Source organism: Micromonospora sp. H61 (genome assembly GCF_018070325.1).
GTDB lineage: Bacteria > Actinomycetota > Actinomycetes > Mycobacteriales > Micromonosporaceae > Micromonospora > Micromonospora salmantinae.
In genome coordinates, this window is the sequence record NZ_JAGPXY010000039.1 from 1 (window position 1) to 12,343 (window position 12,343).

The window sequence follows — 12,343 nt, forward strand, 5'->3', positions numbered from 1 at the left end:
CGACTCTCCGCGCCTGGCCCCGTCGACCGGTCGACGGGCGGCGGCACCGCCCGCTTCAGTCTGCCGCGGGGCCGGCGGCCCCGAGGACTCCGGCGCACTGCCGCGCGCACCGGCCGGCTCTCCCGGCGTACGCGGGGTGGGTTGTGCCGGCGGCCCGGCCGGGTCGGCCGGCGGCATGCCCCCACGGGGCCGGTTCGGTTCCGCCGGTGCGCCGTCCGGGCCCAGCTCGGCGCGTTGCTGCTTGGCCGAGCGCAGGTCGTCGATCCAGCCGAACTCCTCGCCGGCGGCCGGCTGCTCCGGCTCGGGCTCAGCCGGCCGGCCCCGACCCCAACGGCGGGTCTTGGCGCGGGGATCGCGCCGCTCGTCCGGGCCCTCGTCCGGGCGGTCCCCACCACGCGATCTCACTGTTGACCCTCTCCTGCGGCGTCGGTGCCGCTGTCCTGCATCGTGCCGGGGGCACCCGGGCCCGTCGTCGGACGGGCGGCCCCCGGGGATAGCGCTGGCGCGGTCTGCGCCGTTACGGACGGCTCGGATGTCGGCGTCTCCGGGCGCGCGGCCGGAGCCGGCAGACCACGCACGATCCGGCGCAGCACCGGCAACCGGCTGGCCACCGACCGCTCCGCGCCGTGCGGACTCGGCTGGTAGTAGTCGGTGCCCACCAGGTCGTCCGGGACGTACTGCTGGGTGACCACGCCGCGCTGGTCGTCGTGCGGGTAGCGGTAGCCGGTCCCGTGGCCCAGCCCTCGGGCGCCGGCGTAGTGCGCGTCGCGCAGCCCTCGCGGCACCGGGCCACCGCGACCGGCCCGGACGTCGGCGATGGCGGCGCCGATGGCGGTGGTGGCCGAGTTCGACTTGGGCGCGGTGGCCAGGTGGATCACCGCCTGGGCGAGGTTGAGCTGCGCTTCTGGCAACCCGACGTACTCGACCGCGTGCGCGGCGGCGGTCGCCACGCTCAGCGCCCCGGGATCGGCCATGCCGACGTCCTCGCTGGCGAAGATGACCAGACGACGGGCGATGAACCGGGCGTCCTCACCGGCGACCAGCATGCGGGCCAGCCAGTGCACCGCCGCGTCCACGTCCGAGCCGCGCATGCTCTTGATGAAGGCGCTGACCACGTCGTAGTGGGCGTCGCCGTCGCGGTCGTAGCGCACCGCCGCCACGTCGACGGCCTGCTCGGCGGTGGCGAGGTCGATCCGCCCGCCGCCGAGGGCCGTGGCGGAGGCCGCCGCCGCCTCCAGGGCGGTGAGTGCCTTACGGACGTCACCGGCGGCCAGCCGGACCAGGTGATCCTCGGCCTCGGTGGTCAGGGCCAGTGCGCCGTCCAGGCCACGCTTGTCGGCGACCGCGCGGCGCAGCAGACCCCGCACCGCCTCGTCGTCCAACGGTTGCAGAGTGAGCAGCACGCACCGCGACAGCAGCGGTGAGATGACCGAGAAGTACGGGTTCTCGGTGGTCGCCGCCAGCAGGGTGACAGTGCGGTCCTCGACGGCGGCGAGCAGCGAATCCTGTTGGGTCTTGCTGAACCGGTGCACCTCGTCGATGAAGAGCACGGTCTGCGGGCCGCCGGAACGGCGCTGGCGGCGCGCCGCCTCGATCACCGCCCGGACGTCCTTCACGCCGGCGGAGAGCGCCGACATGGCGACGAAGCGGCGGTCGGTGGCCCCGGCCACCAGGTGCGCGATGGTGGTCTTGCCGCTGCCCGGCGGGCCCCAGAGGATCACCGACATCGGAGCGCCGCCGGAGACCAGTTGCCGCAGGGGTGCGCCGGGAGCGAGCAGGTGTTCCTGCCCGACCAGCTCGTCGAGGGTCACCGGGCGCATCCGGACGGGCAGGGGCGAATCGTCGGCCACCGCGGTGAAGCCGTCGACACCGGCGGGACCGTCGGGCGCGCTGCGCGACCCGGCGGGTTCACCGAGGGAGAAGAGGGCGTCGGACTCCATCACGAAGACAGTACCGGGCCGGGCCCACGACGCCGGAATCGCGCCGCGGGCCCGCCACCGGTGATCGGTTCCGGTCAGCCACGCCCGGGGCGACGGCCCCGGTACCAACGGCCGCCGCCACCGCCGCCGCCGCCGCGCGGGCCGCTGCCCACGCCGGCCAGGTAGAGCGAGAGCAGGAGCAACCCGATGAGTACGAGGGTGTTCCAGTTGAACAGGTCGGGCGCTCCGAAGTCGGTGCCGAGCAGGTCGAGCAGCAGGGCAAAGCCAAAAACGATGGCCGCGAGAATGGCGAGCATGTCAATCCTCCGGTGGGGGTTCCCAGTAGGTCGGCGCGTGATGTACCCAATCGGTCGACTCGCCAATCTCGACGGTGGAGACGGCCACGCCGCGACGGCCCCGCGGAGGCATTCGACACTCGGCTCCTAGCCTGGACCGCACGATCGATCCGCCTCGCCTGACCGTTGAGAAGGGGCCCCTTGCGGACAAGGGGCCCCTTCTCAACGGTCCGCGGCGGGAACCGGAACCGCTGTCGGCTCGACGGCCGGGACGGCCCGACGGCCGGCCAGCCAGGCGGGCAGGTACAGCGGGGCGGCGACGGCCAGCACCACAGCGCCGACCACCATCGCGGTGCTGACGCTGGTGGCGGCGGCGAGCGCGGTGAGCACCACCCCGCCGAGCGCGCCGGCCGGCTGCGCCATCATCGAGTTCAGCGACAGCACGCTGGTCCGGTACGGGCCGTCGACCTGCCGGTGCAGCAGTCCACTGTGCAACGGGTTGGACGCGCCGTGCACGGCGTAGCAGGCCAGGTAGGCCACCAGCACGCCGACCGGCCCGGCGAACAACCCCATCCCGACCACCGTCACGCCCTGGAGGATGCGCAGCACTGCCGCACCCGGCGCGGCGCCGAACCAGCGCAGCAGCAGTGGGGTCAGTGCCGCGCCGGCGGCCGAGGCGAGCCAGGCGGCCGAGTTCGCCGGCCCGAGCAGCACCGCGGCGCGTTCCGGGTCGCCGATCACCTCGGCGAGCCGGACCGGCAGCAGCGACTCGAAGGTGACCATGCCGAAGCCCCAGAACAACTCGACGGCCACCAACGCCAGCAGCACCCGGGAACGACGCAGCAGGCCGACGGCCTGGCCGATCATCCGGGGCGCCTGGACCACCGAGGCCCGCAGCGCCGCGAACCCCGTGGCCGGACGCTCTTCGACAAGCAGCACGACCAGCGCGACGAGTGCCGCCGCCTGCGCCACGATGGCGGCGAACACGGGCACCGTGAGCGCGCTGACCGGCCCGATCGGGCCGAGCGCGATGAGACCACCGCTGAGCAGCGCGCCACCACCGATGGCCCCACCGACGACGGTGCCGGCGTAGCCGAGGCCGCGCTCGTACTCGGCCGCCGGGTCGGCGGCCAGGGTGGCGTCGACATACCAGGACTCCAACGGGCCGCTGTCCAACGCCCGGTAGATCCCCTGCAGAGCCCAGACCACGAAGAACAGCCAGAACGAGTCGGCCACCGCGAACAGCGCCAGCGAGGCGAGGTTCAGCACCCCGGCGGCGAGCAGCACCGGTCGACGACCGAGGGCGTCGGCGAGCCCGCCGGTGGGCAACTCCAGCGCCAGCACCAGCAGCCCCTGCGCCGTGCTGACCAGGCCGATCTGCGGCAACGACAGGCCGCGCTCCTGCATCAGCAGGATCATCACCGGGATCATCAGACCCGTGGGCAGCCAGCGCAGACCGTAGAGCGTGAGGTAACGACGCCGAACCTGACGTACGGTCAGCGCGCTCACTGGAGGCCCTCGCGCAACGGGTAGGCGGCCAGGAACACCTGCACCGGGCGGGCCTCCGGGTCGGTGGCGGCAGCGGACTCGGCCTCGCGGTGATACCGCTCCAGCACCTGCCACACCTCCGCCTTGAGCTCCTCGAGCCGGGCCGGCGGGATGGTCATGAAGATGTCGCTCATGCCGAACCCGTCCCGCCAGGCGGCCGACCACTCGTGCTGGGTGGCGAACCAGCGATCGGCGGTCTCGGCGAGCAGACGCACCTGGTCGCCCTGGATCCACTCGATCGCGGCCCTGGCGTCGGGGTCGTCGTCGAAGTCGCTCGGATCCCAGTTGGTCACGTCGTGCGCCGCCTGCCACCAGCGCTGCCGCCCGCTGCCGCGGTCGGGATCCTCGATGACCAGCCCGACCTCGGCGAGTTGCCGCAGGTGGTAGCTGGTCGCGCCGGTGTTGGTGCCGAGCAGTTCGGCGAGGGTGGTCGCGGTGGCGGGCCCCTTCACCCGCAGCGCTCCGACCAGCCGCATGCGCAGCGGGTGCGCCAGCACCCGGACCTGCCGTTTGTCGATCCGCACCTCACGCGGCGCCGGCCGCAGGACGCCTTCGTCGTTCGCCATGCCTGCACACTATCTCTGCACACTTCCTATGCACAATAGGTGTGCATAGGAAGTGTGCAGGTGCCCTCGTCAGCGGGCGAGGAGTTCGCGTACTCCGCGCAGCCGGGTGCGCAGCAGGGCGGCGGCACGCGCGGAGTCCAGGCGTACGTCCAGGGGGCGGACCACACCGGTGGCCGCGCTCGTGGTGGTCCTCAACCCGACAGCGTCCAGGCCGTACCGCTCGGCGACCAGCAGGCCCAGCTCGGCCCGGCTGACCGCGTCCGGGCCGGCCACGTTGAGCACACCGGCGTACGTCGAGGCGACCAACTCCAGCACGGCGTCGGCCAGGTCGGTGACGTCGATCGGGCAGCGCAGTTCGTCGCTGAACAGGGTGGCCCGGCCGGCGAGCGCGTCCCGGCAGAGCTGGATCTGCTTACTGCCCTCCCCCACGATCAGGGAGGTCCGCACCAGCGCCGCGCCCGGGTCGATCGCCCGTACTGCGGTCTCGGCCGCCGCCTTCGCGGCACCGTAGGCGTGCACCGGCGTGGGTGGCTCGTCGTCGGCGTACGGCACGGGTCGTCCGGCGTGCAGCGCGTCGCTGGACACGTGCACCAGCCGGGCACCCACCTCGGCGGCGGCGAGCGCCACGTGCGCCGCCCCGTCGGCGGTGACCGCCCAGTCCCCGTACCGATAGGGGGTCCCGACCACGGCGTCCGGCCGCACCTCGGCGACCAGCGCGCGCACGGCGGACCGGTCGGTCACGTCCAGCCGTCGTGCCGCGACTCCCGGCACCGCGATCTCACCCGAATGAAAGGTCCCCACAACCGACCACCCGGCGCCGACGCCCCGCCGACAAACCGACCGCCCGAGTAACCCACTGCCCCCGACAACAAGCACCCGCATCCCAGCCCACTCCCCCACTGACGATCAAGAGGTTTGCGTCATCTCGCGGGGCGATGATGACGCAAACCTCTTGATCAACCAAGCAGGAGCGGGGGTCAGACCGGGTCTGCTACCGGGGCTGCGGGGCCGGCCGTGCCGGTGTGGGCGGTTGCGGCGGGCTTGGGCTTGGCGTCGATGCCGGCCTCGGTGCGCTGCTGGGCGGTGATCGGGGTGGGTGCACTGGTCAGCGGGTCGAAGCCACCCCGGGTCTTCGGGAAGGCGATGACCTCACGGATGGAGTCGGCGCCGGCGAGCAGCATGCAGACCCGGTCCCAGCCGAAGGCGATACCGCCGTGCGGCGGGGCGCCGTACTTGAACGCCTCCAGCAGGAAGCCGAACTTGTCCTGCGCCTCCTCGGGAGTGATGCCGAGCAGGTCGAAGACCCGCTTCTGCACGTCACCCCGGTGGATACGGATCGACCCGCCGCCGATCTCGTTGCCGTTGCAGACGATGTCGTACGCGTACGCCAGGGCCCGGTCCGGAGCCTCCTCGAACCGGTCGACCCACTCCGAGTTCGGCGAGGTGAACGGGTGGTGCACGGCCGTCCAACCGCCCTCGTCCGTGCGCTCGAACATCGGCGCGTCGACCACCCAGCAGAACGCCCAGGCACTCTCGTCGATCAGGCCGGACCGCTTGGCGATCTCCACGCGGGCCGCCCCGAGCAGCTCCTGCGCCTCCCGGGTGGTGGCGCTCGCGGCGAAGAAGACCGCGTCACCCGGCTTGGCGCCGACCGCGTCGGCGAGCCCACCCAGGTGCTCGGCGGAGAGGTTCTTCGCCACCGGGCCACGCGCCTCGCCGGTCTCGGCGTCCAGCACCACGTACGCCAGGCCGCGCGCCCCACGCGCCTTCGCCCAGTCCTGCCAGCCGTCCAGCTCCTTGCGGCTCTGCGCCGCCCCGCCCGGCATCACCACCGCGCCGACGTAGCCGCCCGCGTCGATCGCCCCGGCGAAGACCCGGAACTCGGTGCCGCGCAGGTACTCGGTCAGCTCGGTCAGCTCGACGCCGTAGCGCAGGTCCGGCTTGTCCGAGCCGTACCGGGCCATCGCGTCGTGCCAGGTGATCCGCGGGATCGGTCGGGTGATCTCGTGCCCGGCCAGGTCCTTCCACAGCGCCGAGACGATCGCCTCACCGAGGTCGATCACGTCGTCCTCGGTGACGAACGACATCTCGATGTCGAGCTGGGTGAACTCCGGCTGCCGGTCGGCGCGGAAGTCCTCGTCGCGGTAGCAGCGGGCGATCTGGTAGTACCGCTCCATGCCGCCGACCATCAGCAGCTGCTTGAACAACTGCGGCGACTGCGGCAGCGCGTACCAGCTGCCGGGCTGAAGCCGCACCGGCACCAGGAAGTCGCGGGCGCCCTCCGGCGTCGAGCGGGTCAGCGTCGGCGTCTCGATCTCCAGGAAGTCCCGCTCGTGCAGGACACCCCGGGCGAGCTGGCTGGCGCGCGAGCGCAGCCGCAGCGCGTTCGCCGGGCCGCTGCGGCGCAGGTCCAGGTAGCGGTACCGGAGTCGGATGTCGTCACCGGCCTCGATCTGGTCGTCCACCGGCAGCGGCAGCGGCGCCGCCTCGGAGAGCACCTCCAACTCGACGACGGTGACCTCGACCTCGCCGGTGGGCAGCTCCGGGTTCTCGTTGCCGGCCGGGCGGCGGGTCACCTCGCCGACGACCTTCACGCAGAACTCGTTGCGCAGCGCGTGCGCATCTTCCTCGCGGAACACCACCTGGACAACACCGGAACCGTCGCGCAGGTCGACGAAGATGACCCCGCCGTGGTCGCGGCGGCGGGCCACCCAGCCGGCGAGCGTCACCGTCGAGCCGGCGTCCGCGGCGCGCAGGCTTCCGGCATTGTGGGTACGGATCACGGCTGGCAACTCCTCATCGTGGAACAGTCCTCACCCGCATTCTGTCAGGGGTGGCCGCCCCGTCTCCGGGCACCCGGCAGGCCGGCACGATTCGCTGGTGGGGTGGACCGGCGAACCCGACACTGCCGGCGGCCGCGCCGGTTAACGTGGCGAAATGCGGCCCGTACCGAACTGGGCCGTCGCCACGGCGGCGGCGGCGCCCGTGCTGCTGGTGGCCGGTTGGACGGTGGCGGAGGCCCGACAGCCCGTCGGGTACGACCCGGTCCGGGACACCATCAGCGAGCTGGCAGGACAGGACGCCACCGACGCCTGGATCATGGTGGTGGCCCTGGTGCTGCTCGGCTGCTGTTACCTGTCGGTCGCCGCCGTCCTGCACGCGGCCGGACTACCCAGCCGCTTCCTGCTCGCGATCGGTGGCGTGGCCACCATCGCGCTGGTCGCCTTTCCCCGGCCGCCGGTCGGCGGCTCACTCAGCCACGGCGTCGCGGCGACGGTGGCCGTCCTCGCCCTGGTGCTCTGGCCGGCCGGCTCGGCACTGCGGCTGCCGCGTGGTAGCGACACCGAGCACCCCGCTCGACCGGAGCCGCCCTGGGCGTTCCGCCGGGCGGTCGGGCTCAGCGCCACGCTCGTGCTGCTCGCGCTCTTCGGCTGGTGCGCGTTCGAGGTGACCAGCGGGTCCCGCACCGGGCTGGCCGAGCGGGTGACGGCGATAGCGGTCTCCCTCTGGCCGCTGCTGGCTGTCCTCTCCGCCCGGCGGGCGCACCTCGCCTGGTCGACCGGCGGCACCGTACGCGTCGGCCCGGACCTGCCGACCATCGGCGTCGTACCCCCGGATCCGCTCGGACCACCGAGCGGGCCGACCCCCGGGCGCCCCGACCTGCTGCCGTGAGTCGTCCCGCCTGATCTCTTCGTCGCCCTCGCCCGCTCAGGGGGTCCGCACCGTCGGCCGGTCAGCCCGAGCACGCGGCCCGGAAACCGCGCCGGTCGGATCGTTACGATCGCCCGATGTCTGCCGTTCCCCGTTGGGCCCTGCTGTCGGCAGGTGGCGCACCCCTGTTCCTCGTCGGCGGGTGGACCCTGGCGCAGGCTGCCCAGTCCGACGGATTCGACCCGGTGCGGCAGACCATCAGCGCGCTCGCCGCCACGGGTGCGGAGCATCGCTGGATCATGACGGTCGGGCTGGCCGGCCTGGGCCTCTGTCACCTGACGACCGCGCTCGGCCTGGTCAGCGCCGCGCCGGCAGGCCGAGCGCTACTCGCGCTGGGCGGGCTGGCGACACTGATCCTGGTCGCGTTCCCGCAGCGCCCGACCGGTGACTCGACGACGCACGCCGTGGCCGCCGGTGTGGCGTTCGCGGCGTTGGCAGTCTGGCCGGCCCTGGCGGTGCCCCGCCGCGCGAGGCCGTCCCCCGACCGGGACCACCGCCACCCGCCGGCTCTCGTACGCCGGCTGGCGCTCGCGGCGGCGGTGGTCCTCCTCGCGCTGGTCGGCTGGTTCGCCGTCGAGTTCTTCACCGACGGGGCATGGATCGGGCTGACCGAGCGGCTGGCGGCGGCCGCCGAGGCGGGCGTACCGCTGGCCGCCGTGCTGGTCTCCCGGCGGCGACCGGGACCGTCCGGGCCCGGCTGAGCGTCGTCGCGTTCGCCCGGCGTCGGCGGGGTTCGGTGGCTGTCAACGCGACGCGGGCCGCCGGAGTGTTCCGGCGGCCCGCGAGCGGTGCGTGGATCAGAAGACGCTGACGCCGTAGCGGCTGAGCGCCTCGGTGACCGGCTGGAAGAAGGTCGTGCCACCGGTGCGGCAGTTGCCGCTACCACCGGAGGTCAGACCCAGGGCGGTGCCGCCGGCGAACAGCGAGCCGCCGCTGTCGCCAGGCTCGGCGCAGACGTTGGTGCGGATCAGACCGGAGACCGAGCCCTCGGCGTAGTTCACGGTGGCGTTGGTCGCGGTCACCGAGCCGCCGCGCAGGCCGGTGGTGCTGCCGGAGCGCTGCACCGACTGGCCGACGGAGGCGTTGCCGGCGCCGGTGATGTCGCGGTAGCTGCCGTTGTAGAGGTAGACGTTGCCGGCGGCGTTGGCCGAGTTGTTGTGCCGCACGATGCCGTAGTCGTTGCCCGGGAAGCTGGTGCCGGTACGGCTGCCGAGCAGCGCGGTCTGGGCGGAGTTCGAGTACCAGCTGGCCGAGATGTTGGTGCAGTGCCCAGCCGTCAGGAAGTAGTAGGTGCTGCCACTGCGCACGTTGAAGCCGAGCGAGCAACGCCCGCCCCCGCCTGCGTAGATGGCCTGGCCACCGGAGATCCGGGTGCTCAGCACGCCGGCCTCGGCCTCGATCCGGACCGCGCCGTTGGCCCGCGCGGCGGCGGCCTTGACCCGCTCCAGCTTGGCCCCGGTGACGGTGCTGTCGACGGAGACGACGACCTGGTTGGTGACCGGGTCGCTCCACCAGGCGGTGCCCGGGATCTTGGCGGAGCGCTCCAGCTCGGCCGTGGCCCGGTTGAGCTCGGCGGCGCCGCGGGTGACGTAGCGGACGACGGCGCCGGCCTTGCTGGCCTTGCTGGCGGCGGTCGCGTCGGTGACCGTGACGACGGACTTGCCGCTGGCGTCGATGTACGAGCCGGCGGAGCGGTCGCCGAGTTCCGCGGAGATCGCGGCGGCGGTGTCGGGCGATGCGGCGGGAGCGGCCTGGGCCGGCGCGCCGATGAGCGAGCCGACAACCAGGGTTCCGGAAACGGCGACTGTAGCCGCAACGCGGAATGAGGACCTCGTGGGTCGCATGTAACAACCTCCTGGGCGGGGGAGCGGGTCTGGCCGGGGGCGGCTGACCCGAGGGCAACCCGGCCGATCTGGGGAAACCGGCCGACTGAGACTGAAGTATTCACATACTTAAGATCATTAACAAGGCTTGAATTCGCCCGGATTCACCGATCCCGGTTGGTCGCACGGCCGCAACACCCCCGACACGCTGGCGAACAGCCACCGTCACACCCAACCGACATCCGCCCCACTTTCGACGCGCACGATCATCGATGTCTTCCCCGCCGGGCGTCGGATGCACCGCACGCCGGGACGGCACGGCGCCGCGCGACGGGCGTCAGGCGACGGGCGCCAGGGAGTGCGGCGGGAACGGGTCAGGGGATACGGCGACGGGCGCCGGGGCCCGGACTGGGCACCACGTCGCGGGGCCGACCCACGTCGTGCCCGTCGGCGCAGCGCAGTTCGGCGCGCACCTCGGCGCCGCAGTCGCGGTGCGTGACAGTGAGCGGCGGGCCCTCCGTGTCGGCGAGGTACCGGTCGCCCCAGCCGAGGACGGCGACCAGCACCGGCCACAGATCCAGGCCCTTCTCCGTGAGGCGGTACTCGTGGCGCAGCCGACTGCCGGGCTCCCGGTACGGCTCGCGACTCAGCACGCCCTGCTCCACCAGGCTGGCGAGCCGGTTGGTCAACACCTGGCGGGGAATGCCGGTGCGTACCCGCATGTCGTCGAAGCGGCGTACGCCGGTGAACACCTCGCGGAGCACCACCAGGGTCCACCGCTCACCGAGGACCTCCATCGCGCGGGCGATGGTGCAGTTCTCCACTGACCAGTCCAGAGCCGCGGGTCGCATCCGACCAGGCTAGATCTCGTTGACAGACTCAGCAACCTGCTGCCAGGCTGCGTCCATGACGCAGACGCAGGAACCAGTGCGCAGCCGTACCTTCACCTGGGCGGACCCGTCGGTCAACGCCGCCCAGGTCGGTCGACGCAGCGGCCTGGACATGCTCCGGGCGATGATCGCCGGAGAACTGGCCGCGCCGCCGGTGATGCACCTTCTCGACATGACCAGAATGGAAGCCGACGAGGGCCGGGTCGTCGTCGAGTTGACTCCGCAGGAGTTCCACTACAACCCGCTCGGCAGCGTCCACGGTGGCGTGCTCTCGACCCTGCTGGACACCGCCGCGGGGTGCGCCGTACACACCACGCTGCCCGCCGGAGTCGGCTACACCTCGCTGGATCTCAACGTGAAGTTCCTCCGCCCGGTCACCGTCGACAGCGGCACCCTGCGCTGCGAGGGCACGGTGCTGCAACGCGGCCGCCGTACGGCCCTGGCCGAGGCCCGCATCACCGATGCCGCCGACCGCCTGATAGCCCACGCCACCAGCACCTGCCTCATCCTCCCCCTCCCAACCCCCTAACCCCACCCCACCCCTCACCCCCCGGGTTGATCATGAAGTTATTGCCTCGACACGCCGACGAGAGTGGCAACAACTTCATGATCAACAGGGTGGGACCGGGGGGGTGGGGGTTAGCGGAGGGCTAGGCGGGCGGCTCGGGCGTCGCGCTTCTCCTCGAAGCGGCTGGCGGCGCGGTCCAGGTTCTCCAGCTGGGCGGCGAGCTGCTCGCGGGCGGCCTCGCCGTCGGCGTTGAGGCCGGTCACGTTGAAGACGTCCCACTGACGCAGGACCGGCTGCAGCACCTCGTCGCGGTGCTGACGCAGGTCGTAGATGCCGGCCAGGGCGATCGCCACCGACTTGCGGGCGAACCCGTCGATGCCGCTGCCCGGCATCTGGAAGTCGGCCACCACGTCGGCGACGGCCCGCATGGCCTGGCTCGGAGCCAGCTCGAACGCGGCCGCGAGCAGGTTGCGGTAGAAGACCATGTGCAGGTTCTCGTCGGCGGCCACCCGGGCCAGCAGCGCCTCGCAGGTGGGGTCGCCGGTGGCCTTGCCGGTGTTGCGGTGCGAGATCCGGGTGGCCAGCTCCTGGAACGAGACGTACGCCAGCGAGTGCAGCACCTCGTCGCCGTGGGCGTTGGTGTAACCCTCGGACATGTGCGTCATCCGGGCCCGCTCCAACGCCACCGGGTCGACCGCCCGGCTGACGGTGAGGTAGTCGCGGATCGCGACGCCGTGCCGACCCTCCTCGGCGGTCCACCGGTGCACCCAGGTGCCCCACGCGCCGTCGCGACCGAACAGGGTGGCGATCTCGTGGTGGTACGAGGGCAGGTTGTCCTCGGTCAGCAGGTTCACGATCAGCGCGGTGCGGGCCACGTCCGGGATGGTGGAGTCGGTCGGTGACCACGCCTCGCCGCCGAGCGGCCCGTCGAAGGTCCGTCCTTCGCTCCACGGCACGTACTCGTGCGGGAACCACTCCTTGGCGAGCGAGAGGTGGCGGTCCAGGTTGCGCGCGACAACCGGCTCCAACTCGACGAGCAGCGCGGTCTGGCTCACTGTGGTGCTGACGGTCACGAGAAACTC

11 protein-coding genes and 2 pseudogenes are annotated in these 12,343 nt (G+C 72.6%); 3 read left to right on the forward strand and 10 right to left on the reverse strand.

Annotated elements, in window-relative coordinates; translation table 11 throughout:
• The 7 genes and pseudogenes from KBX08_RS19665 to aspS form a co-directional block, all read right to left on the reverse strand.
• Positions 1-405: pseudogene (locus KBX08_RS19665) on the reverse strand (hypothetical protein); the annotation flags it as partial.
• Positions 402-1,940: a replication-associated recombination protein A gene (locus KBX08_RS19670; protein ID WP_210784930.1), complete on the reverse strand. Its 1,539-nt coding sequence runs from the start codon at positions 1,938-1,940 to the stop codon at positions 402-404. The pseudogene KBX08_RS19665 and the gene KBX08_RS19670, both read right to left, overlap by 4 nt.
• Before the next feature lie 74 nt (positions 1,941-2,014).
• Positions 2,015-2,236, reverse strand: coding sequence for a hypothetical protein (locus tag KBX08_RS19675; protein ID WP_210784931.1), 222 nt, complete (start codon positions 2,234-2,236; stop codon positions 2,015-2,017).
• A gap of 216 nt (positions 2,237-2,452) precedes the next feature.
• Positions 2,453-3,724 (reverse strand): annotated as a pseudogene (locus tag KBX08_RS19680) (MFS transporter); the annotation flags it as partial.
• Positions 3,721-4,329: a helix-turn-helix domain-containing protein gene (locus KBX08_RS19685; RefSeq protein WP_210784932.1), complete on the reverse strand. Its 609-nt coding sequence runs from the start codon at positions 4,327-4,329 to the stop codon at positions 3,721-3,723. The gene KBX08_RS19685 and the pseudogene KBX08_RS19680, both read right to left, overlap by 4 nt.
• 69 nt (positions 4,330-4,398) lie before the next feature.
• A complete protein-coding gene (locus KBX08_RS19690) occupies positions 4,399-5,211 on the reverse strand; it encodes a sugar nucleotide-binding protein (RefSeq protein WP_210784933.1) in 813 nt (270 codons plus the stop codon).
• A 95-nt stretch (positions 5,212-5,306) separates the two neighbouring features.
• Positions 5,307-7,112, reverse strand: coding sequence for an aspartate--tRNA ligase (aspS, locus tag KBX08_RS19695; RefSeq protein ID WP_210784968.1), 1,806 nt, complete (start codon positions 7,110-7,112; stop codon positions 5,307-5,309).
• A gap of 154 nt (positions 7,113-7,266) precedes the next feature.
• Between aspS and KBX08_RS19700 the strand changes: the two genes are divergently transcribed.
• Both KBX08_RS19700 and KBX08_RS19705 read left to right on the forward strand, forming a co-directional pair.
• Complete coding sequence (locus tag KBX08_RS19700) at positions 7,267-8,001, forward strand: DUF998 domain-containing protein (RefSeq protein ID WP_210784934.1); 735 nt, start codon at positions 7,267-7,269, stop codon at positions 7,999-8,001.
• 116 nt (positions 8,002-8,117) lie between these two features.
• A complete protein-coding gene (locus KBX08_RS19705) occupies positions 8,118-8,741 on the forward strand; it encodes a DUF998 domain-containing protein (RefSeq protein ID WP_210784935.1) in 624 nt (207 codons plus the stop codon).
• A gap of 96 nt (positions 8,742-8,837) precedes the next feature.
• Here the strand turns inward: KBX08_RS19705 and KBX08_RS19710 are convergent, their stop codons facing one another.
• Positions 8,838-9,884, reverse strand: a complete 1,047-nt coding sequence (locus KBX08_RS19710; protein WP_210784936.1) for a S1 family peptidase — start codon at positions 9,882-9,884, stop codon at positions 8,838-8,840.
• A gap of 353 nt (positions 9,885-10,237) precedes the next feature.
• Complete coding sequence (locus tag KBX08_RS19715; protein WP_210784937.1) at positions 10,238-10,714, reverse strand: helix-turn-helix domain-containing protein; 477 nt, start codon at positions 10,712-10,714, stop codon at positions 10,238-10,240.
• Between the two features lie 55 nt (positions 10,715-10,769).
• Between KBX08_RS19715 and KBX08_RS19720 the strand changes: the two genes are divergently transcribed.
• Entirely contained in the window at positions 10,770-11,282 is a 513-nt protein-coding gene (locus KBX08_RS19720) for a PaaI family thioesterase (RefSeq protein WP_210784938.1), read from the forward strand.
• A gap of 110 nt (positions 11,283-11,392) precedes the next feature.
• On the opposite strand, the gene KBX08_RS19725 is transcribed toward KBX08_RS19720, so the two are convergent.
• On the reverse strand, positions 11,393-12,334 hold the full coding sequence (locus KBX08_RS19725) for an acyl-ACP desaturase (protein WP_181518646.1): 942 nt from the start codon (positions 12,332-12,334) through the stop codon (positions 11,393-11,395).
• Positions 12,335-12,343: the final 9 nt, after the last annotated feature.

Coding starts and splice junctions, on each gene's coding strand:
- KBX08_RS19670 (WP_210784930.1), bottom strand. CDS start 1,940: ATGGAGTCCGACGCCCTCTTCTCCCTCGGTGAACCCGCCGGGTCGCGC.
- KBX08_RS19675 (WP_210784931.1), bottom strand. CDS start 2,236: ATGCTCGCCATTCTCGCGGCCATCGTTTTTGGCTTTGCCCTGCTGCTC.
- KBX08_RS19685 (WP_210784932.1), bottom strand. CDS start 4,329: ATGGCGAACGACGAAGGCGTCCTGCGGCCGGCGCCGCGTGAGGTGCGG.
- KBX08_RS19690 (WP_210784933.1), bottom strand. CDS start 5,211: ATGCGGGTGCTTGTTGTCGGGGGCAGTGGGTTACTCGGGCGGTCGGTT.
- KBX08_RS19700 (WP_210784934.1), top strand. CDS start 7,267: ATGCGGCCCGTACCGAACTGGGCCGTCGCCACGGCGGCGGCGGCGCCC.
- KBX08_RS19705 (WP_210784935.1), top strand. CDS start 8,118: ATGTCTGCCGTTCCCCGTTGGGCCCTGCTGTCGGCAGGTGGCGCACCC.
- KBX08_RS19710 (WP_210784936.1), bottom strand. CDS start 9,884: ATGCGACCCACGAGGTCCTCATTCCGCGTTGCGGCTACAGTCGCCGTT.
- KBX08_RS19715 (WP_210784937.1), bottom strand. CDS start 10,714: ATGCGACCCGCGGCTCTGGACTGGTCAGTGGAGAACTGCACCATCGCC.
- KBX08_RS19720 (WP_210784938.1), top strand. CDS start 10,770: ATGACGCAGACGCAGGAACCAGTGCGCAGCCGTACCTTCACCTGGGCG.